The following is a 21,918-nucleotide window of genomic DNA, read 5'->3' as shown; positions in this document are numbered from 1 at the left end:
GGAATTCAGCAGACTTTTTGAGGGCGAGGCCTAAATTGTTTAACATGCGCGTCCCTTCTGGCCCGCAAGGCGAATTGGCTTATGAAAAAAGTGGTTTACCCGGGTACCTTTGACCCCATCACCAATGGTCATATGGACCTCGTTGAACGGGCCTGCCGCCTGTTCGATCACGTGGTGGTCGCCGTTGCCGCCAGCACCCGCAAGAATCCCCTGTTCACCATGGAAGAGCGGGTGGAACTGGCCCAGCAGGAACTGTCACACCTGAAGAATATCGAGGTGATTGGCTTCGACATCCTGCTCGCCGACCTGGTGCGCCAGCTCGACGCCTACGGCGTAGTGCGCGGCCTGCGCGCCGTATCCGACTTCGAGTACGAGTTCCAGCTGGCCAACATGAACCGCCAGCTGGCGCCGCAGATGGAAAGCCTGTTCCTGACCCCGGCGGAGCACCTCTCGTACATCTCTTCTTCACTGGTGCGCGAGATCGCGTCCCTTGGTGGCGACGTCACCAAGTTCGTGCCCCCGGGCGTGCAGAAGGCCCTGAAAGAAAAATACAGCCAGTAAACGCTGCCCGCTGCTTCCCTCAGTGGCGGTCTGATACACTCGGGCGATCCTATTTACGCCGGATCGCCCAGTGAAACGATTGCCACTACTCCCCCTCGCCCTGTCGACCGCCCTGTGCGGACTGCTCACCGTCTCCGCCAGCGCGGCGCCGCCCTCGGCCGTGCGCGCGATGCAGGCCGCAGCGGAAGTGCAGCCGGAGATCACCACCGGGCGCACGGCAATCAAGTCCGCCACCGCGGAGCGTTACATGGCGGTAACCGCCAACCCACACGCCTCCGCAGCCGCAGCTCAAATGCTCGCCGACGGTGGCACTGCGGTGGACGCCGCTATCGCCGCGCAGCTGGTACTGGGCCTGGTGGAACCGCAATCCTCCGGTATTGGCGGCGGCGCTTTTATCCTGAGCTACCGCGCCGACGACAAGACACTCTATTCCTACGACGGCCGTGAAACGGCCCCCATGGCGGTGGACGAAAGCTACTTTGTCCGCGACGGCAAACCCCTCGGCTTCCTGCAGGCGGTGATCGGTGGCTACTCCGTGGGCGTGCCCGGCGTGATGCGCGTTATGGCGCTGGCCCACGAGCGCGATGGCAAACTGCCGTGGAAAGACCTGTTTCAGCCCGCCATCCAGTTAGCGGAAGACGGTTTCGCCATTTCTCCGCGGCTTTACCAGCTCGCGGACAAGCTGCCTCGCGTTGCCGCGCGCCCGGCCATCCGCGACTACCTGTTTGGGGACGACGGCAAGCCCTTACCCGTGGGCCATACCCTGAAAAATCCTGCCTACGCCGCCACCCTCAAACTGCTGGCAGATAAGGGCGCGGCACCGTTTTACGAGGGCGAAATCGCCGAGGCCATCGTCGATGCAGTGCGCAATGACCCGGTTAATCCCGGTGTAATGACCCTGCAGGATATGGCCAGCTATACGGCCAAGGTCCGCGAACCGGTGTGCAGTGAATTTTTCGAATATCAGGTGTGCGGCGCCGCGGCGCCGTCATCCGGCGGCACCACTGTGGGGGCGATTCTCGGTATGTTGCAACACCTGCCCACGCAACAGTTTGATGTGGGCAGCGCCGCACTCACCCACCTGTTTGTGGAAGCCTCCGAACTGGCCTTCGCCGACCGCAACACTTACGCCGGGGACAGCGATTTTGTCGAAGTGCCCACCGAAGCGCTGGTGGCCCCGCACTATCTGGCCCAGCGCGCCAAACTGATCAATCTGGAAAAAGCCCAGCCCGCACACTCCGGGGTACCGGGCGAATTTTCCGGCAAGCACATCGAAGCCAAGTCACCGGAAATGCCCAACACCAGTCACCTCTCCATCGTGGACCAGTACGGCAATGCGGTGAGCATGACCACCAGTATCGAAACCGGCTTCGGCTCGCGGCTGCTGGTGAAGGGCTTCCTGCTCAACAACCAGCTCACCGATTTTTCCTTTGTGCCGCGCAATGCCGACAAGGCACTGGTGGCCAACCGCGTACAGCCGGGCAAGCGCCCGCGCTCGTCCATGTCACCCACCATCGTTTTCAATCGCGATGGCAGCCTGCGGCTGGTGGTCGGCTCCCCCGGGGGCTCGCGCATTATCGATTACACCGCGCGCACGATTCTGTACCACCTGGCCAAAGGCATGCCCATCGCCGAGGCCATTCATGCCGGTAACATTGGCGCCATTGGCTATCGGGTGGAAGTGGAACCGGAAGTCCTTTCCGACAAGGAGCTGGATAAGCTCGAAGCCATGGGCCACAAGGTGGTGCGCAGGGAATTGAACAGCGGCATTCACGGCATCGCGCTGCGGGACGGAAAGCTCTACGGCGGCGCAGACACCCGCCGTGAAGGCAGTGCGGTGGGGCGCTAAGCAGGACAGAAAGAGAGACACATCAAAATGGCCAATCCCTGGCTGCTGTTACTAGTCGCCGGCCTGATTCCAACACGCCTCACGCTTCCATCACCTTCCGGGCAACCACTGGTAGCTGGTCGGATTATCCGGACAGGGACCAACCCCGCACTCCAACAGAGTGGCAATCACCGTAACCAGCACTATGGCGAGGAAGCTATACATCGCGAGCTTGCCAAGCCACCCCGGGCTGCGCGGCACATTGGCCGCCTCCTTCAGTTTCATCTGATCCAGCAGTAATAAACCGCCGATAAACAATCCCAGCAGAAAAAACGCAACCAGCGCCCAGGTATAAAAATGCATCCCGAAAAAAGGGGAGCCGTAACCCGGGTCTCCCGGTGCGATGTGCAGCAGCACCTGGCGCGCCGACGACACCATGCCGGCGAGTGTCGACAACAGTGCAATTCCGTAGTGAGCCGGGCGGCTGCCGAAACTGACGTTCAGCATCAATCCAATACCGACCATGGCAAACGCCACCCTCTGCAACAGGCACAGGGGGCACGGCAGTTCGTTGAGTACGATTTGCCAGGCAAAGGCAAACCACAGCACGCCACTGATGCCGAGCAGCGCCAGGGCGTTCAGGCAATCGGTCCAACGGCGCACGCCAAAAACAAAGTGAATCACTACGCAGCTTCCTCGGCCCGGGCTTGGGGCGGGCTTCACGGTGTGTGTTACAGGGAAATCTTCAGCGAGGAGGTCATGTGGTAGCAACACCAGGCCACATAAATAGCCGCGGTGACCGCCCACCAGAAGATGGCGGTGGTACGGTGGCCCCGCCAGGTAAACCAGGCGGAAATGAGTGCCGTGAGGAAGGGCAACATCATAATCATGGGTTCGCGTCCAACGGGAATATCGGACTCAAACCTAGTGTGAGGGCGGACAGATTCCCAATCAGCGCTGACAGCGGGGACAGAAGAAGGTGTTGCGCTGGCCGATAATCTGTTCGCGGATAGTACCGGGGCAGCGCGGGCAGGGCTGGCCTGCGCGGCCGTAAGCATTCAGTTGCTGGGCGAAGTAGCCGGGCTTGCCGTCGCCGCCAACAAAGTCCCGCAGGGTGGTGCCGCCCTGTTGAATGGCACTGCCGAGGACGGTTTTGATGGCTTCCACCAGTCGCTCGTAGCGCGGACGGGAGATTTTACCGGCGGGGGTCTGCGGGCGGATGCCGGCCATGAACAGGGCTTCGGAGGCATAGATATTGCCGACACCGACGACGATGCGGCCATCCATGATGAAGGTTTTTACCGGGGCCTTGCGCCCTCTGGATCGGCTGAACAGGTAGTCGGCATGGAAATCGTCGCCGAGGGGTTCGGGGCCGAGGTGGGCGATGAGTTCGTGCTCGTCGATCGGGTCGGTGGTCCACAGCAGGGCGCCGAAACGACGGGGATCGTGGAAGCGCAGGCGCTGGCCACTATCAAGCAGCCAGTCGATATGGTCGTGTTTTTTCGCAGGCTCTGCACCCTCGACGATGCGCAGGCTGCCAGACATACCCAGATGCCAGACGGCGAGACCTTGATCGGTTTCCACCAGCAGGTATTTGGCGCGGCGGTCGAGACGCTGGATGTGCGCCCCCTGAATCTTCTCAGCAAAATCCGCATCCACCGGCCAGCGCAGACTGTACTGGCGGATCTCACACCGCATTACCTTGCGGCCTTCCAGGTGGGGGGCCAGGCCGCGCTTGGTGGTTTCTACTTCTGGTAGTTCGGGCATCGATCAAGTTTCCGGGTGGCCACTAGTGGGGTTAAGTGGCGGCTCCGCTACCGATGATCTTTTGCCAGACACGCCGTACACCCATCCCTGGGGGCTCTGCAAAAACATCCATGTTTTTGAAGGTCTGGCAAAAGGTCATCGGTAGCGAAGCCTTCGCATCAAAGCTATTAGCTTCTATCGGACACAAAAAAGCCCGGAAAACCGGGCTTTTTCGCGAACTAGCAAGGCTATCAATTACTTGATTTTGCCTTCCTTGTACATAACGTGCTTGCGAACAACGGGATCGTATTTTTTGATCTCCATTTTCTCAGGCATGTTGCGCTTGTTCTTGTCAGTGGTGTAGAAGTGGCCGGTGCCGGCGCTGGAATTCAGGCGAATCTTGTCACGCATTGTTCTGTCTCCAATCTGCGGTTAAGCAGTAATTAAACTTTCTCGCCGCGCTTGCGCAGCTCTGCCAGTACGGTATCGATACCTTTCTTATCGATAATGCGCATACCTTTAGTAGAAACACGCAGTTTAACGAAGCGCTTCTCGGCTTCCACCCAGAAACGGTGGGACTGCAGGTTCGGCACGAAGCGACGCTTGGTGCGGTTTTTGGCGTGAGAAACGTTGTTTCCGGTTACCGGGCGCTTACCGGTTACCTGACATACCTTGGACATCTGATTGGCCTCTTAAAAACTCTCGTGCCCTCAGCGCAAGGCGGGGCAGTGCAAAATTCGTTATCCAGCGGACCGCGGGATCTGTACAGAATCTAGCCCGGCCGCAAAGAGCGGCGTTTTATACCAGAACACCCTGGGTGGGGCAAGTTTTGACCAGCTTTTTTGCTGTCTGGGCGGACACTTTAAGTCGCAGGCGGGGAATACCCCAATATGCTACGGAGTTCGACGCTTGATGAAAAGGTGTCGATACCGGGTACAGGCTTGCGAGACCTTCCGCGAGAGGGACCTCGCGGAAGAGCCCCCAAGGATGGGTTGAGGGGGGGCGCCTAGCTCGTGTCTCGCGAGCCTGTACCCGGTAGCGGCGCCGCCACTGGAGCCCCTACAGAGCGAACAGGAGAGGTCAAATCAACCCCCGCTCCGCAAAAGAACAACCTTCGCCCTCACCAACAATCAAGTGGTCCAGCACTCGGATATCCACCAGGGCCAGGGCATCCTTGAGCCGACCGGTAATATGAATGTCCGCCTGGCTGGGCTCGCTCACCCCGGACGGGTGGTTGTGGGCGAGGATCACCGCAGCCGCGCCTCGCGCCAGAGCCGCCTGCACCACTTCGCGGGGATAGACGCTGGCCGCGTTCAGGGTGCCCTCAAACAACTCATCATAGGCAATCACCCGGTGCTGACTGTCGAGGAACAGACAGCAGAAGACCTCGCGGGCGCGGTGCCGTAGCTGTGCGGCCAGATAGTCGCGCACCGCTTGCGGACTGGTCAGCGCATCCGAGCGCTTCAGATCCTCCGCCAGATGACGCCGGCCCATCTCCAGCATTGCCTGCAACTGCACAAACTTGGCATCTCCCAGCCCCTTGCCGGCACAGAACACCTTGCGCTCCGCCTGCAGCAAAGGCCGCAAACCACCAAAATCCGCCAATAACTGCCGCGCCAGATCCACCGCCGAAACACCCGGCAGGCCCGTGCGCAAAAAAATCGCCAGCAGTTCAGCATCCGACAGCGCCGCCGCACCTTTTGCCAGCAACTTCTCGCGCGGCCGCTCTTCCGCGGGCCAGTCCGTAATTGCCATCTCCCCCTCCCTGGACAAGACCAATCAGTCAAAGTAAACGCTCGCTTCCGCTGCAAGCCACCAAGCGCTCCCGATTGGCCATATTGCCACCGGCGCTAAGATGGTAATCTTACGCCCTCTCAGAGTTCCGGAACCACAGAATATGCCCTCTCTGGCCAACAAACGGATACTGCTTGGCGTTACCGGCGGTATCGCCGCCTATAAAAGCGCCGACCTGGTACGCAGGCTCCAGGATCATGGCGCCAACGTGCGCGTCGTGATGACCGCCGGCGCCCGCGAGTTTGTCCAGCCGCTCACGTTTCAGGCGCTCTCCGGCAATCCGGTGCATACCGACTTGCTGGACACCGCCGCCGAGGCCGCCATGGGGCACATTGAGCTGGCCAAGTGGGCCGACGTAATCCTGATCGCGCCCGCCAGCGCCAGTGTCATCGCGCGACTGGCCGCCGGCATGGCCGACGACCTGCTCACCACCCTGTGCCTCGCCAGCGAAGCACCACTGGTACTCGCGCCGGCGATGAACCAGGCCATGTGGCGGCACCCGGCCACACAAGCGAACACCCAGACCCTGCAAGGCCGCGGCGCAACCCTGTTGGGGCCGGGCGCCGGTAGCCAGGCCTGCGGCGATGTGGGCCCGGGACGCATGCTTGAGCCGATGGATATCGTCGACGGCCTGACCCGCACCATTGCCCCCGCGCAGGTACTGCAGGGCAAAAAAGTCACCATCACTGCCGGCCCCACCCGCGAGGCGCTGGATCCCGTGCGCTACCTGAGCAACCACAGCTCCGGGAAAATGGGCTTCGCCATCGCCGCCGCCGCCGCACGTGCCGGCGCCGAGGTCACCCTGATTGCCGGGCCGGTACGCCTGGCAACCCCAGCTGGGGTCACGCGGGTAGACGTGGTCAGTACCAACGACATGCTCGCGGCGGTAGAGCACGCCGCCGACGACTGCGATCTGTTTATTGCCGCCGCCGCCGTAGCCGATTTCCGTCCCGCCGTCGTCGCATCGCAGAAAATCAAGAAACAGGACGGGAATGACAGTGACGTACTGCGCCTGGTAAAAAACCCGGACATCGTCGCCACCATTGCCGCACGGCAAGTTAAGCGACCGTTTGTGGTCGGCTTCGCCGCGGAGACTGAGAAGGTGTCCGAACACGCCGCAGGCAAGTTGCAGCGCAAGAACCTGGATATGATCATCGCCAATGATGTCAGCGACCCGCAGTCGGGGTTTAACAGCGACCACAACCAGGTGACGATCATCGACAAAAATGGGGAATTGCCGCTGCCGGCAGCGCTGAAAACCGAACTGGCCGCAGAGCTGGTCACACGCATTGCGGAACGGGCATTTCCGGCAAACTGACAACAAAAACAAGCAGTATCGGCAATAACACACAAGATTCAGAAACACACAAGATTCAGATAGTTACTGAACCGGTCCGGGGGCTGGTCTGAGAAGACTGGGAGACAAGAGTTAGCTGTGGCTTCAAACATTCAAACAGAAAAAAAACCGCTGTGGCACAGTGGCATGAGCCTGCCTGCACTGCTCGCCGCTGCCCTGTGGCTGGGCGGCGCATACCTGCTGATGACGCATGTGGTCGATGGGCGCAACGCCAACAGCGTCCAGCGCGCGGCACAGCAGGTCGCCGAACAGCAGGCCGAACAGCTCGGCGGCTTCTTTGCGGCACAGCAGCGAAAGCTCGCCACTTTACAGCCGGCACAAACGTCCAGTACCGCCAGCGCCATCGGCCAGACGGCGCTGCAATCCTTCACCCCCGAACAACTGCACGTGGGCGCAGGTCGACCACCGCTCAACTTTGCCCTGGTCGACCTGTTGAAGCGCAGCATGGAGCAGCCACCTAAGCCGGAGTTTTTGCGCGACAGCAATAACCAGTGGCGCCTCTACCATGCGCGTACGCAAGGCGAGGGCGTACTCCTGGCGAGCCAGCCGTTCACCGCGTTCGAGCGTGCATTGTCGGAGCTCGACCAGCGCACCGGCCATATTCTGATTCAACAGCAGTTCCTTGATGGGCCGCCCCAGGACCTGTGGCGCTCACCGGTGCACCCCGCCGGCGGTGCGGCGGCCAGCGCGCCCGTTGCGGGAAGTTATCTCAAGGTATCTTTCACACCCTCAGCGGGATTCGCCGCAGATCACAGCATTTCAGCGAGCTGGATTTACGGCGCCGCCCTGATCGGCCTGCTGGCGAGCCTGTTCGGACTCTGGAAAACAATGCCCGCCGATGGTGGTGCTGCGCCCTGGGAAAAGTCTGCCCGCTCCGGCCGTGCGCCGGTGAAAAAAGGCCTGAGCAAAGACGACCTGGCCCCCAAGCCAAACCCCAGTGCGCCAGCCGTCGCGGAAGGGGCACCCACAACCGCCGCTGCCGCGCCCAAGCTAGAAGAAGCATCAAGTCGCGACCTGATGCGCACACCGAGCACCGACATTCCGCAACACGTATTCCGCGCGTACGATATTCGCGGTATCGCCGGGGAGGAAATCAACGAGCCCTTCGCCTATCAGCTGGGACGCGCACTGGGCACCATCGCCCTGCAAGCCGGCGAGAAGCTGCTGCTGATCGGGCGCGACGGCCGCAACAGCAGTGAACTGCTGCGGGACTGCCTGATCGAGGGCATTCTGGAAAGTGGCTGTGATGCCGTGGATCTGGGCCTGGTCCCCTCGCCGGTGCTCTACTTCGCCTGCGCCAAGGGTAAAAACACCAGCAGCGGCGTGATGGTGACCGCCAGCCACAACCCCGCCGATTACAACGGCTTTAAAATCGTCATGAACGGCCGGCCCTTGGCGGACGAGAAGCTCACCCAACTGCGGGCGCTGATGCAATCCGGCCAGTTTGCCAGCGGCGAGGCCAGCAACAGCCAGCAGGACGTACGTGAAGCGTATATCGACGAAATCTTTAATGACGTCGCCCTCGCCGGCCAGCCCCGCATTGTGATCGACGCGGGCAACGGGGCCACTTCCGAGCTCGCGCCGGAACTTTTCGAGCAACTTGGCTGTGCCGTGGACACACTGTACTGCGAAGTGGATGGCAACTTCCCCAACCACGCGCCGGATCCCTCGCGCCCGGAGAACCTGCAGGACCTGATCGCCCGGGTCACAGGCGAAGGGGCCGACCTGGGTATTGCACTGGATGGCGACGGCGACCGCGTTACCCTGGTGACCGCGAGCGGCCGCATCGTGTGGGCAGATCAGCTGGTGATGCTGCTGGCGCGGGATGTTCTCGCGCGCAACCCCGGCTCCGATATCGTGTTCGATGTGAAGAGCACCCGTGCACTGGCCAACCTGGTCACCCAGTACGGCGGTCGCCCGATCATGTGGAAAACCGGTCATGCGCCGATGAAAGAAAAAATGCTGGAGACCGGCGCACTGCTCGGTGGCGAGCTCTCCGGGCATATCTTTATCAAGGATCGCTGGTACGGCTTCGATGACGGTGTCTACGCTGCCGCGCGGATTCTTGAGATCATGGCCCTGCGGGAGCAAACCCTCGACGAGCTGCTGGAATCTCTGCCACACATGGTAAACACCCCGGAGATTTTGTTGCCGGTCGCCGAGCAGGACAAATTCGCACTGATCGACCGCTTGCGTGCCGAGGGCCAGTTTGAACAGGCCGACCTCAACACCATCGACGGCCTGCGTATCGAGTTTGCCGATGGCTGGGGGCTGGTACGCGCCTCCAACACCACCGCCGCACTGACCCTGCGCTTCGAGGCGGACGATGAAACCGCCCTGGCGCGCATTCGCGACCAGATCGCCCAGCAACTTCAAAAGATTGATCCGGCCCTGGTGCTGCCATAGCACCGGCGGGCCGAAGCCCACAGCAGTAAGGAAAACGCTATGTCCCTGGATCAGAAATCCGCCCTGCGCGTTGCGCAAGTTCTGAATGAAGCCCTGCCCTACATCCAGCGCTTCATCGGTAAGACCGTGGTGGTCAAGTTCGGCGGCAACGCCATGGTGGACGAAGCGCTGCAGAACAGCTTCGCCCGCGACGTGATCCTGATGAAACTGGTGGGCATGAACCCGGTGGTGGTGCACGGTGGTGGACCGCAAATCGGCGACCTGCTGAATAAGCTCAGTATCGAGTCGCGCTTTGTGGACGGCATGCGTGTCACCGACAGTGAAACCATGGACGTGGTGGAAATGGTGCTTGGCGGTACCGTGAACAAACAGATCGTCAACCTGATCAACAAAAATGGTGGCCGCGCGGTGGGCGTGACCGGCAAAGACGGCCTGCTGATCCGCGCGCGCAAGCTGCGCCGGCCGGAAGACAGCGCCGGCCTGCATGCGTCGGAGATCATCGACATCGGCCATGTGGGCGAGGTGGAGAGCGTGGACACCGGCGTGATCGACATGCTCATCAACAGCGACTTTATCCCGGTGATCGCCCCCATCGGGGTAGGCAACAATGGCGAGTCGTACAACATCAACGCCGATTTGGTCGCGGGCAAAATCGCGGAATACCTGAAAGCGGAAAAGCTGATGCTGCTCACCAATGTGGCGGGGCTGCAGGACAAGCAAGGGGAGGTGCTCACCGGGCTTTCCACCCTGGAAGTGGACGGGCTTATCGCCGACGGCACCATCTACGGCGGTATGCTGCCGAAAATCGCCTGCGCACTGGACGCCGTTAAAGCCGGTGTTACCTCCGCGCATATCATCGACGGCCGGGTACCCCATGCGGTACTGCTGGAAATCTTTACCGATACCGGCGTCGGCACCCTGATCAGCAATGCCGATTTCGACAGTAAAGTGGGCGAAGATTGATCGAGCGGTGGCGTGACACGGGTCACAGAACCGGTGTTAACGATCACTAACAATTGATGCCGCGGCGCCGAATCGTTAGGATTCTGGCGCCGGACGAGAAGCTTTTCGACGACCGCTTCCAGCAGCAAATTGCGGGCTTCTGACGCCCCAGCTCACACCTGCTGCACAGGTCGCACGACACACGCCAAACCGGCACAACAACAAAAGCAGATCCCGGCTGAATACCCGGGCAAAGGCAGTTCATGAGCAGCGAAAAAATAAACCGGCGCCAGCAGATTCTCCAGGCGCTCGCCCATATGCTGGAAGCCAGCCCCGGCGCCCGCATTACTACCGCCGCCCTGGCCAAAGAGGTGGGTTTCTCGGAAGCCGCCCTCTACCGCCACTTCCCCAGCAAATCCAAGATGTTCGAAGGCCTCATCGAGTTTATCGAAGAGACCATCTTCAGCCGCATCAAGATCATCATGCAGGATGAACCGAGCGCGCTCGCCCGCTGCCAGAAAATCCTGCACCTGCTGCTCGCATTTTGTGAGCGCAACCCGGGAATCACCCGCCTGCTCACCGGCGATGCGCTGACCGGTGAAACCGAGCGCCTGCACAGTCGCATTCTGCAATTGTTCGATCGCCTGGAAACCCAGCTCAAGCAAATCCTGCGGGAAGCGGAGCTGCGCGAGCAATTGCGCCCCGCCATTCCGTTGACCGCTGCGGCCAACCTGCTGCTGGCCAGCGCCGAAGGACGCATCGTGCAATACGTGCGCAGCGGTTTTAAACGAAAGCCCACCGAACACTGGACGGAGCAATGGCCGGTACTGGTTGCGGGGTTCTTCAGGGAGAGTGCGCTGACTGCGCAAAACTGAGCGGGGCCAGAACGGCCCCCCAGATAGAGGTAAAACCGGCTGGCTTACTTGCCGGCGATTTCCTGGTAACGGCTGGCCGCCTGATCAAACTCACTGTTGATCGCCACCGCTTCTTTCTCACGCAGTGACAGACGCTCGTTGACCACGTTGACTTCCTCGCGCAGGGCCTTGATGCGCTCCAACAGTTCCGCTGACACGGTACCGCCGTTGCGCTGGGTGCGCGCCGCCGCCGACTCCTCGCTCTGAACCTGACGATTCAGGGACGCAATATTGGAGCGCAGGATCGCTATATCCTGCCGCACGATGGCGAGCTTGCGCTTACGCGCGGATTCGATGTCGGCGATGCTGTTGTAACGCCGCAGAAGTTGCAGGTCGGCCTCCAGGCGCGCCTCGCGGCGCTTCTTCTCCGCCAGCTCTTTGCCAGTCAACTCCGGTGCCACCACTTCCAGGATGCGCCCGGAAGGGGTCAGCACTTCATAGCCACCGGCCACGTATCGGGGAGGCACCACATCATCCAGCACCTGAACGCCGTGTTCGTTGGTATAGCGGTACAGCTTCTTGCCATCCCACCCCTGGTCTGCAGCGCCGACATCCATTGTCAGTAGGGCACCGGCCAACGCCAGCGCTATTGCGGTCTTCACGCCTGCCTCTTTTCTATATCTTCCATAAAATGCTCAATATTTGACCTTTCACACCAGTCCTTTAGTGCCCGGCGGTAATGTAACGCACAAGCGGGCCTAGCCCTCAGTGCTTACGCCATAACGTTGCCGGTAGTCGATGATCTGCTGCACCAGCACATCGCTGGCAGCTTCCGCCTTAAGATAGGCAATAATATCGTCCAGTTCCACAATGCCGATCACAGGAATGCTGTATTCCTGCTCCACCAGCTGAATTGCGGACAGGTTGGTGTCCTCGCCGGCCTTTTCTTGCCGATTCAGCCCAATCACCACACCTGCCGGCGCCGCACCCTCGGCCTGAATGATCTGCATAACCTCGCGCACCGCCGTGCCCGCAGTAATCACATCATCAATAATCAAAACCTTGCCTTTGAGCGGCGCACCCACTAAGGTTCCGCCCTCGCCGTGGTCCTTGGCCTCCTTCCGGTTGTAACAGAAGGGCTTATCGATGCCTTTTTGCGCCAGTGCCACCGCGGTTACCGCTCCCAGCGGGATGCCTTTATAGGCCGGCCCGAAGATGACATCAAACTCCACTCCAGAGGCTATGATCGCCTCCGCATAGGCATTACCCAGAGCGGCGAGTGCCGCACCACTGTGGAATCGACCGGCATTAAAGAAATAGGGGCTCTGGCGCCCGGATTTCAGCGTAAAATCCCCGAAACAGAGCACATCGTGCTCCAGGGCCAGTTGGATAAAGTCGCGCTGGTACTGCTGCATGGCAATTTGATAACTATTGGCTAAGGTGAAGGAAGGTCCCCACGGAATGGGGAGCGGCAATCGAAAAATGTTCAGACGAATAACGACTGCAATTTTACACAGTCCGCTGGTAAGGGGCTAATAATGCGAATAGTGAGTTTGTCCGTTGATGGTGTGCACCAGGCTGCACAGCGCGGGCTCTACGATTGGTTGTCAGATCAGGACGCGGATATCATCTGTCTGCAGGATCTGCGCTCACTGGAACCGGAGCTGGATCACCCCATCTTCCATCCGGACGGCTACTACAGCTATTTCTTCGATTCAGGCACCCCCCACGAAAATGGCGTTGCCATCTATACCCGTGCCCAGCCGAAAGCGCTGATCTACGGTATGGGCTTCGCCAATGGTGTGGACATGTACGGCCGCTATTTGCAGGCGGACTTCGAGCGTCTGAGCGTTGGCTCGCTGCTGGCACCGGTGGCAACCGACGAGAGCTCCCTGGAAGTCAAGGTACAGTTTTTCGACGACATGCAGGCGCATCTGGCCAAGATCAGCCGCAAGCGCCGGGACTTCATTTTCTGCGGCAACTGGGGCATGGCCCACCGTCGCGCAGATGTCGAGAACTGGCAGGATCATCAGGATACCCCCGGCTTCATGCGCCACGAACAGCGCTGGCTCGACCAGCTGTTTAACGATATTGGCTATGTCGACGCGTTTCGCCGGGTGGTGAAAGATGCAGATGAATTTTCCTGGTGGCCCAGCGGTGAGGTAGGCCAGGGCGACGGCTGGCGCACGGACATGCAGATCGTCTCCCAGACCCTGAAGAACAAGATCGAGTACGGCGCCATCAACAAGAACGTGCGGTTTTCCAGCCATCTGCCGGTGATCATGGACTACGACCTGGAAGTTTGAGCTTCCGGCTTCCCGGAACGACCGCAATAAAAAGGCGCAGCGATTTTTCCGTCGCTGCGCCTTTTTTGTGTGCGATCGGGTGCCTGACCGCACTAGTGCATGCGGGAACTCGTTAATTTCACGTCCGCATCCCGCCAGGCGCGCTTAAAGCGCGCATCGATCAACGCCGCCTCCGCGTCTTTCCCCTGCGCGCGCATCGCCTTTGCCAGACCAAACAGTGCCCAGCCGTTGTCCGGGCGACGCTGCAGGTCCTGCCAGTAAACCGTTTCCGCTTCATCCGCGCGCCCCGCATCGAGCAAAACCGCGCCGAGTGCGAGCCGCGGCGGGTAATGCCACTCCGCCGGTTCCGTGTATACCAGCCCATCTTCCAGGCGCACGGCACGGCTCAGGTGCTTAATTGCGGTATCGTAGTCCTTGCGCGCAGCCGCCAGCTCGCCGGCGAGCACTTCCGGCGCAATGGTCAGGATACGCTTGGCGGTATTGGGGGAAAACAACGGATAATCCAGCGCCGGATCCGCCACGCTGTTCTGTAGCGCCTTGAGCTCGCCTTGCGCCTTGTCGAGCTGACCCTTGCTGATCAACCCGAGGCCGCGCACATAGTGCCAGGCAGCATTGAGGAACAGGTCCTGCGGCGGTTCCGGTAGTGCCAGCACCTCATCCCATTTCCCGAACCGCGCCAGCGTCCAGTAAGGCAGCACCCGGAAGCTTGCCAGCATCGGCATTGCCTGCAGGGTTTCATCGGAAATCTGGCTAGCGGTTTTGTTCGCCGCGTCGATGGCTTGGGCGCTACGCCCCATGGCCGTGTTGGCAAACCAGAGGAAGTGAATGTTGTGCGGGTAGTACGCCATCGGATACAGGCCCTGGGCGCGGCACTGGGATATATAGTCTTCATCCGCGACAATGGCGCGCTCATTCGCCATCACCGCATCATGGTAGCGACCCACACGCTGATAGATGTGTGCCGGCATGTGCACAATATGCCCAGCACCCGGCATCAGGTCTTTCAGGGTATCTGCGGCCTTCTCTGCGCGCGCCGGGTTGTTGGTGGGCTCGATAAGGTGAATGTACAAGTGCAGGGCGCCGGGATGCTTCGGGTTCCTGGCCATCACCTGCTCCAGCAGCGTGACGATTTCTTCGGTCCCGTCATAGGGTGTACCGTCGCGCATCCAGTAATTCCATGGGCGCAGGTCCATCATCGATTCTGCGTACAGTGTGGCGATGTCCAGGTCATCCGGATACTGTTTCGCCACACTGGCCATGGCAGCAGCGTATTTCTCATCAGCTGCCTCACGGTCTGACGGGTCGCCGGTATAGCGATGGGTCAGCGCTTCGATCAGCGCCCGCTCCCGCGCGTCACTCCCCTTTCCAAGGGATTTGGCCTTGAGCACCAGCTCGCGCGCTTTCGATTCGGCTTCCGGGTCCATGGGCGCGTTGATATTTGGACCCAGTACCAGGGCTTGCCCCCAGTACGCCATGGCGCACTCAGGATCCAGGCGCGCGGCCTCGCGGAATGAACGCCCGGCTTCCGCATGGTTGAAGGCATAGGTCAGATTGATGGCCTGGTTGATGTATTGCTGGCCTTTTTCCGAGGCGCAGCTGACAGGAAAGGTATGTTTGCCCAGGTTCTGCAAGCGCGGCGCAATATTGCCACTGGGCGAGGGCGTGTCGCCACCCTCCGGCTCCTCGTAATGCTTGTGTACGGTTCTTGATTCCTGCGGGCCCTGTGCGGGCTTTACACTGGCTTCTTGGCGGGTGTCAGTAATAACTTTGAGCGGGACGCCCTGTGCAAACACATGTGCTGAGCAAGCCAGCAACACAGCAACGGTGGAAACCAGGCAGGTTGTGTTCATCGGCTTTCTCGCAATCCTTGTTGGCGCGTATGAGAGCAGCCTAAAACAAAACCGGCAGGGCTCCAAAGGATCCGTGGCAACACCCGCCGGTTTCTCCGTTTGGTTATTCAGCCAGTGCCTTTTTCTGCAACTCGATCAGCTGTTTGATACCCGCCTTGCCCAGCGCCAGCATTTCGGCAAACTGATGCTCGGTAAAAGGAGCGCCTTCGGCCGTGCCCTGTACCTCGATCATGCCACCGTCCTCGGCCATCACCAGGTTCATATCGGTATCGGCGTTTGAGTCTTCCGGGTAATCCAGGTCCAGCACCGCAGCGCCGTCGTAAATACCCACCGAAATCGCCGCGACCATGTTGTTCAGCGGATCGGTGGTGATCATCTTCTCCCGCTGCATATAACGAATGGCATCCACCAGCGCCACACAGGCACCAGTAATGGAAGCCGTGCGGGTGCCGCCATCCGCCTGGATCACATCGCAGTCGAGGGTGATCTGGTGCTCACCCAGTGCCTTCAGGTCTACCGCGGCGCGCAGGGAGCGACCGATCAAGCGCTGAATTTCCACCGTGCGCCCGCCCTGTTTGCCACGCGCTGCTTCGCGACCCATGCGCGAGCCCGTGGAGCGGGGCAACATCCCGTACTCCGCCGTGATCCAGCCGCCGCCCTGGCCACGCAGAAAACGCGGCACTTCTGCCGCCACCGAGGCATTGCACAGCACCTTGGTGTCGCCGAACTCCACGAGAACCGAACCCTCTGCATGGCGGGTATAGTTGCGGGTAATGCGCACATCGCGCAGTTGCTCCGGTTTGCGGCCGCTGGGTCGCTGCATATTTGCACCTCTAGTCTGTGGGGGAATATAGGAAGAGTATGAACATTTACTTTCAAGGCCCGGCATTATAGCCATCAAAGCACACAATCACCCTGTGCTATGATTTGCCGCTCTTTTTTCACACCCCATTTGCACAACGAATCTTTCGGGAGCAGGGCATTATGGCCAACAACAAAGTGCGCAGCATGACCGCTTTCGGACGTGCCGAAGTCAACTACGCCACCGGCACCGCCGTGTGGGAGATGCGCTCCGTCAACCATCGCTACCTGGAGCCCCATTTCCGCCTGCCGGAAGCCGCCCGCCCACTAGAGCCGAAGTTGCGCGAGTTGCTGCGTAAAACCCTGAGCCGCGGCAAGGTGGAGATGACCCTTAACCTGAAGGCCAACAGTGGTGAAGTGGCGGCCATTGAAGTCAACCAGGCACTGGTGGAGCAACTCCTCAAGGCAGCAAAAAAGGTATCGCCGGGCATGGGCGGGCTGGACAGCCTGCCGCTGAACCCACTGGAAGTGCTGAAGTGGCCCGGTGTTATCGCCGAGCCAGAAACCGACGCGGAAGAGCAGGCCAGCGCCATACTCGACGGTTTCAAGCAGGCACTGGAACAGGTTGCGGATAACCGCCAACGGGAAGGCGCCGAACTCGCCGGCTTTATCGAGGCACGCCTTGCCGGCATTACCGAGCAGGTCACCACCGTACGTGCACTGCTGCCGCAAATTCTGCAAAACCAGCGCGAAAAACTGAAAAGCCGCCTGGAAGAATTGCTCGAGGAAATCGACAAGGACCGCATCGAACAGGAAATTGCCCTGCTGGCACAGAAAGCGGACGTGGATGAAGAACTCGACCGCCTCGACGCCCACATCACCGAAACCCGCCGCGTACTCAAAAACGGCGGCCCCATCGGCCGCCGCCTGGATTTCCTGATGCAGGAATTCAACCGCGAGGCCAATACCCTTTCTTCAAAAGCCGTGGTCACCGATACCACTCAGGCAGCGGTGGAATTGAAGGTGCTGATCGAACAGATGCGGGAGCAGGTGCAAAACATCGAGTAACCGGTGCGTAGCGCGGATACTGCTCCAAAAAAAGAAAGCACTTTTATTCATCGGCACTGCGGCAGCGCGCCTGCAGTGCGATAAATAATTGGCCGTTACCGGTAACGCGCTCAGGCCGACTGGGTGTTGGCCATTGCCATCTTGAGGAATTTTTCCGTCTGCCCCGCACCGGCAGGTAGCTCGGCCTGCGCGGACTGATCGCAGATCTTGTCCCAGTTCTCTAAGACACTCTCAGGGGTTTGTGCATCGGCAGGAATGAAGGTGCCAGCGGTTTCGAACAGGCGCGTGCTGGCATAACCGCCGGCACCGGCGCAGAGGATGAAGCGGGTGGGCGCATCCCGGTGGCACAGGGCAAGCGCACCGGCTGTGACCGCCTCCGGCGTGAGCATTGCCAGGAATTCTTGCGGCATCAGGTCCTCGGTCATGCGGGTGCCGGCAGTGGGCGACAGCGCGTTGACACGGATATCGTACTTGCCCCCTTCGAGTACCAGGGTATTCATCAGGCCCAGAACAGCCATTTTTGCCGCGCCATAATTCGACTGCCCGAAGTTACCGTACATGCCGCTGGAGGAAGTGGTCATGACGATGCGGCCGTAGTTCTGTTCCCGCATGATGTCCCAGACGGCCTTGGTGCAGTTCACGGAACCCATTACGTGCACGTCCATCACCAGCTGGAAATCCGCCAGCTCCATCTTGGCGAACGACTTATCGCGCAGGATGCCGGCATTGTTGATGAGGATATCAACGCGGCCCCACTTGGCCATGGCCTGCTGAACCATGTCCTGAACCTCGTCGAACTTGGCCACGTTGGCGCCGTGAGCAATAGCCTCCCCGCCGCTCGCCTCGATCTCACGCACCACTGCGAGCGCCGCGTCAGATGAGGCACCACTGCCATCGCGGGCGCCGCCCAAATCATTAACTACTACTTTTGCACCGCGTGCCGCCAGCGCCAGGGCATGGGATTTGCCCAGGCCGTTGCCGGCGCCGGTTACGATGGCCACCTGGCCTTCAAAACGTACCGTCATTACCTTTCTCACTTTTATTTATCGGAACTTGCCTTGTCGGGTATGCCCGGGCGCCTTCAGGCAACCATTTGCATGGTCAGCCACTCCGCCTTTAGGGCCGGCTTTTCCTCGCCCTCTATTTCGATGGCGACGTCAAATTTGAGCATGAACTGGCCGGGGTTTTTTTCTTCGCACGCAGAGAGCCTGGCTTGGGCGCGAATGCGACTGTCGACCTTTACCGGGGCAATAAACCGCACCCGGTCAAACCCGTAATTGATCCCCATGTAAGAACCCTCAATGGCAATGCCAAAGGTTTCCGCAAAATGGGACAGCATCGACAGGGATAAAAAACCATGGGCAATGGTGGAGCCGAAGGGTGTTTGCGCCGCGCGCTCGGGATCGACGTGAATGAACTGATGATCGAGGGTTACCTCGGCAAACAGGTCGATCTGTTGCTGGCGCACGCTGTGCCAATCGGTGGCTTTCAAGTCCATACCTACATAGTCCGGCAGGGATTCTTTGCTAACAGTGATCATGATGCTTCCTGATTCTTCGTTTGTGGCAGGTATTAAAACCAGTCGGTTTGCATATCGAAGCTGGTACTGTCGATATCGCGCACCAGCTTTGACCAGTGGTAAATTTTTGGCAGTTCAGAGCGAAAGAAATACTGCATCGTCTGCAGTTTTCCGCGATAAAAGTTTTCGTCTTCTATGTGCGGGTCACCCTGCAGTCCAGCGTCGGCGACGAGGCCCTGGCGCAGCCAGATCCAGGCGATGACGATATGCCCGAACATCTCCAGATAACTGACGGAATTCGCGAACACAAGGTCGGGATTTTTCTCCGCCATGGCACCCTGCACAGCGCTGGTGGTTTCCTCCAGCTCGCCCAGCGCCGCTTCCAGCTGTTCTGCGAACAGACTCACTTCGCTTTGACGCGCCTGTGCAATAGTGGCCCGTATTTCCGCGAGCATCGCGCGGTAACCAGAGAACTGGTTCATCGGCACTTTGCGCCCGAGAAGGTCCAGCGACTGGATGCCCGTAGTGCCCTCATGAATGGGGTTGAGACGGTTGTCGCGGTAGAACATTTCCACCGGGTGCTCATTGATATAACCGTGTCCGCCCATCACCTGAATGGCCAGATTATTCGCTTGCGGCCCATATTCTGAAGGCCAGGTTTTGATGATTGGGGTAAGGAAATCCAGCAGGGTATGTGCGTGGGCGCGAGCCTCTGCCGTGTCGGCGGTTTTCTCGTCGTCCGCCAGCTGGCTGCCGTACAGGCACAGGGCATAGGCGCCCTCCGCATAGGCCTTTTGCGCCAGCAGCATGCGGCGCACGTCCGGGTGCTCAATGATATTGATGGGTGCGGCATCCGGGTCTTTATTGGCGAGCAGGCGGCCCTGGGGGCGTTCGCGGGCATAGTCGAGGGAGTACTGATAGCCGGTGAGGGCGGTGAGGGCAGCACCGGTGCCCACCATGATGCGTGCCTCGTTCATCATGTGGAACATGTACATCAGGCCCCGGTTTTCTTCGCCTACCAGGTAGCCCACAGCACCATCTTTTTCACCGAAGCTGAGTGCGGTGGAGGTGTGTCCGCGCCCACCCATTTTGTGGAACAGGCCGGCCAGTGCCACGTCATTGCGCTCGCCGATGCTGCCGTCGTCGTTGAGCAGGAATTTGGGCACGATGAACAGCGAAATACCCTTCACACCTTTCGGCGCACCCTTTATCCGCGCGAGCACCAGGTGCACGATGTTTTCACTGAGTTCGTGGTCGCCGCCGGAAATAAAAATCTTGTTGCCGGTCAGTCGATAGCTGCCGTCGGCCTCGCGGGTAGCCGTGGTGGTGAGATCGGCCAGGCCCGAGCCGGCGCCGGGCTCGGTCATTGCCATGGTGCCCATAAAGCGGCCCTCGCGCATGGGGCCCACCCAGGTGGCAATCTGCTCCTCGGAACCGTGTGCCTCGATCAGGTTCGCATTGGCATTGGTCAGGGAGATATAGCCCAGTGTAGTGCTGGCGACCGCCGACAGATGCGCCTGAGCGACATTGGCGACGATCAGCGGCAGCTGCATACCGCCGACAGCAAAGTCACTCGCCGGTGCCGCCAGTCCCGCTTCGATCACCGCGTCCAGTGCCGGTTTTATTTCCGGCAGCAAATGTACCTTTTCACCGTCAAAGGTTGGCTCATTGGTGTCGACCTTCTGGCGGATCGGCAGAAAGTGCTTCAGCGCCACGGCCTTGCCTGTTTCAATGGCTGCGTCAAAAGTCTCACGGCTGTGCTCCGCATAGCGCGGGCGCGCGGTAAGCGACTCTGTATCGAACAGCTCATAGAGCATAAATGCCAGGTCGCGTTCACTGAGTATTTTTGCTGCCATAGGTCACCGGTTATCTGTAGCGCACTGGCGGTTGTCGGATGTGTGCCGCCTGTGCTGTTGGATGTTTGGGTATTGTCGACCCTGTTGTTAGACTCGGCCATGACGTGTCAGGTCAAGTTCGATCGGCCGGTGCAAATGTCGCGATGGTGGTTTTATACAGGCGGGGGATATGAGCGATTCGGCTTACCAGGCATTTGGTCACCTGTTGCGCTTCTGGCGCAAGGTGCGCGGCATTAGCCAGGAAGCATTGGCGCTGAACCTGCAATCCTCCACCCGGCATATCAGTTTTCTGGAAAACGGGAAGGCGCGCCCCAGTGAGTCGCTGGTGGAGGCGATCGGCGAGACGCTTAAGCTCGGCGAACGAGACACCAGTTACCTGCGCCTCGCGGCGGGTTATCTGGCACGCAGCCCTGCGGTCGATTTCGCGGCTCCGGAGTTCCGGTGGTTGCGCAAGGCCATGCTGCTTTCCCTCAAGGCGATGGATCCTTATCCCGCAGCATTGATAGACCGATACGGGCGTCTGTTGATGGTGAACCGCAGCTGGGTTGCCTTCTATCGAGACTCGGTCGGTGACGAGGCACTGGCCCGCATTGAGAACCACTTTGAATTCCTGTTTCGGCGGCCACCGGAGGGGGCTGCGCAGGAGCCCTGGCACCACATGCTGGCGATGGTCCTCATGTACACCCAGCAAGAGGCATTGCTTACCAACGACCCCATTTACCACGCTATGGTGCGCGAGCTGTCAGCCCATCCGGGCGTGCCAGAGGATTGGGCCGATATTGCCTCCGGCCTGGAGCCGATGGCGAGCTTCCGGGTGCAACAGAGCTACCAGGGTAAAGTCCGGCACTTTTTCAACGTCAGCCTCAATGTGGGTGCCGTGGGCCCGGCGTCCTATGTGTCGGAACCGCGACTGGCGATCAACACCCTGTATCCGGAAGGTGATGAACTCGATCTCGGCGAGGCGCTCACCAGCGACCTGTCACATCCGCTGCTGTTTTACTGACACCCGCAGTCGGGCCGATATCGGTTG

At 60.0% G+C, this 21,918-nt stretch carries 22 protein-coding genes; 9 read left to right on the top strand and 13 right to left on the bottom strand.

Going from position 1 to position 21,918, the window contains the following annotated elements:
* Positions 1–81: 81 nt before the first annotated feature.
* The gene (coaD, locus tag AU182_RS02335) at positions 82–561 is read left to right on the top strand and encodes a pantetheine-phosphate adenylyltransferase (protein ID WP_066960078.1); all 480 of its coding nucleotides are present in this window, start codon (positions 82–84) and stop codon (positions 559–561) included.
* A gap of 70 nt (positions 562–631) precedes the next feature.
* Positions 632–2,410, top strand: coding sequence for a gamma-glutamyltransferase (gene ggt, locus AU182_RS02330; protein ID WP_227718084.1), 1,779 nt, complete (start codon positions 632–634; stop codon positions 2,408–2,410).
* Between the two features lie 90 nt (positions 2,411–2,500).
* Here ggt and AU182_RS02325 read toward each other — a convergent pair whose 3' ends face one another.
* The 6 genes from AU182_RS02325 to radC form a co-directional block, all read right to left on the bottom strand.
* Positions 2,501–3,073: a disulfide bond formation protein B gene (locus tag AU182_RS02325; RefSeq protein WP_227718083.1), complete on the bottom strand. Its 573-nt coding sequence runs from the start codon at positions 3,071–3,073 to the stop codon at positions 2,501–2,503.
* Positions 3,074–3,120: 47 nt separating this feature from the next.
* Positions 3,121–3,279, bottom strand: a complete 159-nt coding sequence (locus AU182_RS16610; protein WP_193754273.1) for a DUF5993 family protein — start codon at positions 3,277–3,279, stop codon at positions 3,121–3,123.
* A 61-nt stretch (positions 3,280–3,340) separates the two neighbouring features.
* Positions 3,341–4,156, bottom strand: a complete 816-nt coding sequence (gene mutM, locus AU182_RS02320) for a bifunctional DNA-formamidopyrimidine glycosylase/DNA-(apurinic or apyrimidinic site) lyase (protein WP_066960075.1) — start codon at positions 4,154–4,156, stop codon at positions 3,341–3,343.
* Between the two features lie 234 nt (positions 4,157–4,390).
* On the bottom strand, positions 4,391–4,546 hold the full coding sequence (gene rpmG / locus AU182_RS02315) for a 50S ribosomal protein L33 (protein WP_066960071.1): 156 nt from the start codon (positions 4,544–4,546) through the stop codon (positions 4,391–4,393).
* 32 nt (positions 4,547–4,578) lie between these two features.
* Positions 4,579–4,815 (bottom strand): 50S ribosomal protein L28, encoded by a 237-nt coding sequence (gene rpmB / locus AU182_RS02310; RefSeq protein WP_010132080.1) that lies wholly within the window; start codon positions 4,813–4,815, stop codon positions 4,579–4,581.
* Positions 4,816–5,215: 400 nt separating this feature from the next.
* Positions 5,216–5,890 (bottom strand): DNA repair protein RadC, encoded by a 675-nt coding sequence (gene radC / locus AU182_RS02305; protein WP_066960067.1) that lies wholly within the window; start codon positions 5,888–5,890, stop codon positions 5,216–5,218.
* Positions 5,891–6,032: 142 nt separating this feature from the next.
* Here radC and coaBC point away from each other — a divergent pair, with 142 nt between their 5' ends.
* From coaBC to slmA, 4 genes are all read left to right on the top strand, one after another.
* Complete coding sequence (coaBC, locus tag AU182_RS02300; RefSeq protein ID WP_066960063.1) at positions 6,033–7,247, top strand: bifunctional phosphopantothenoylcysteine decarboxylase/phosphopantothenate--cysteine ligase CoaBC; 1,215 nt, start codon at positions 6,033–6,035, stop codon at positions 7,245–7,247.
* Positions 7,248–7,364: 117 nt separating this feature from the next.
* Complete coding sequence (locus AU182_RS02295; RefSeq protein ID WP_066960061.1) at positions 7,365–9,692, top strand: phosphomannomutase/phosphoglucomutase; 2,328 nt, start codon at positions 7,365–7,367, stop codon at positions 9,690–9,692.
* A gap of 39 nt (positions 9,693–9,731) precedes the next feature.
* Positions 9,732–10,655 carry an acetylglutamate kinase gene (gene argB / locus AU182_RS02290; protein WP_066960058.1) on the top strand — a complete coding sequence of 308 codons (924 nt, stop codon included), beginning with the start codon at positions 9,732–9,734 and terminating at the stop codon, positions 10,653–10,655.
* A gap of 242 nt (positions 10,656–10,897) precedes the next feature.
* Positions 10,898–11,509, top strand: coding sequence for a nucleoid occlusion factor SlmA (slmA, locus tag AU182_RS02285; protein WP_066960055.1), 612 nt, complete (start codon positions 10,898–10,900; stop codon positions 11,507–11,509).
* A 44-nt stretch (positions 11,510–11,553) separates the two neighbouring features.
* Here the strand turns inward: slmA and AU182_RS02280 are convergent, their stop codons facing one another.
* Entirely contained in the window at positions 11,554–12,150 is a 597-nt protein-coding gene (locus AU182_RS02280; protein WP_066960051.1) for a hypothetical protein, read from the bottom strand.
* Between the two features lie 96 nt (positions 12,151–12,246).
* Complete coding sequence (gene pyrE, locus AU182_RS02275) at positions 12,247–12,903, bottom strand: orotate phosphoribosyltransferase (protein ID WP_066960048.1); 657 nt, start codon at positions 12,901–12,903, stop codon at positions 12,247–12,249.
* A 123-nt stretch (positions 12,904–13,026) separates the two neighbouring features.
* Between pyrE and AU182_RS02270 the strand changes: the two genes are divergently transcribed.
* A complete protein-coding gene (locus tag AU182_RS02270; RefSeq protein ID WP_066960044.1) occupies positions 13,027–13,794 on the top strand; it encodes an exodeoxyribonuclease III in 768 nt (255 codons plus the stop codon).
* Between the two features lie 92 nt (positions 13,795–13,886).
* Here the strand turns inward: AU182_RS02270 and AU182_RS02265 are convergent, their stop codons facing one another.
* Both AU182_RS02265 and rph read right to left on the bottom strand, forming a co-directional pair.
* On the bottom strand, positions 13,887–15,644 hold the full coding sequence (locus tag AU182_RS02265) for a hypothetical protein (RefSeq protein ID WP_082859159.1): 1,758 nt from the start codon (positions 15,642–15,644) through the stop codon (positions 13,887–13,889).
* Positions 15,645–15,747: 103 nt separating this feature from the next.
* Complete coding sequence (gene rph, locus AU182_RS02260) at positions 15,748–16,467, bottom strand: ribonuclease PH (RefSeq protein ID WP_066960041.1); 720 nt, start codon at positions 16,465–16,467, stop codon at positions 15,748–15,750.
* 161 nt (positions 16,468–16,628) lie between these two features.
* On the opposite strand from rph, the gene AU182_RS02255 reads away from it, so the two are divergent.
* Positions 16,629–17,513: a YicC/YloC family endoribonuclease gene (locus AU182_RS02255; RefSeq protein WP_066960037.1), complete on the top strand. Its 885-nt coding sequence runs from the start codon at positions 16,629–16,631 to the stop codon at positions 17,511–17,513.
* Positions 17,514–17,623: 110 nt separating this feature from the next.
* On the opposite strand, the gene AU182_RS02250 is transcribed toward AU182_RS02255, so the two are convergent.
* The 3 genes from AU182_RS02250 to AU182_RS02240 are packed head-to-tail and all read right to left on the bottom strand — an operon-like array spanning position 17,624 to position 20,888.
* The gene (locus AU182_RS02250; RefSeq protein WP_066960034.1) at positions 17,624–18,538 is read right to left on the bottom strand and encodes an SDR family NAD(P)-dependent oxidoreductase; all 915 of its coding nucleotides are present in this window, start codon (positions 18,536–18,538) and stop codon (positions 17,624–17,626) included.
* Positions 18,539–18,594: 56 nt separating this feature from the next.
* Complete coding sequence (locus AU182_RS02245; RefSeq protein WP_066960031.1) at positions 18,595–19,053, bottom strand: MaoC family dehydratase; 459 nt, start codon at positions 19,051–19,053, stop codon at positions 18,595–18,597.
* 32 nt (positions 19,054–19,085) lie between these two features.
* Positions 19,086–20,888, bottom strand: coding sequence for an acyl-CoA dehydrogenase (locus AU182_RS02240; RefSeq protein WP_066960028.1), 1,803 nt, complete (start codon positions 20,886–20,888; stop codon positions 19,086–19,088).
* A gap of 169 nt (positions 20,889–21,057) precedes the next feature.
* Between AU182_RS02240 and AU182_RS02235 the strand changes: the two genes are divergently transcribed.
* On the top strand, positions 21,058–21,891 hold the full coding sequence (locus tag AU182_RS02235; protein ID WP_066960025.1) for a helix-turn-helix domain-containing protein: 834 nt from the start codon (positions 21,058–21,060) through the stop codon (positions 21,889–21,891).
* Positions 21,892–21,918 lie beyond the last annotated feature (27 nt).

The organism is Microbulbifer sp. Q7, from assembly GCF_001639145.1.
Lineage (GTDB): Bacteria > Pseudomonadota > Gammaproteobacteria > Pseudomonadales > Cellvibrionaceae > Microbulbifer.
This window is presented reverse-complemented; position numbering and strand designations above follow the sequence as displayed.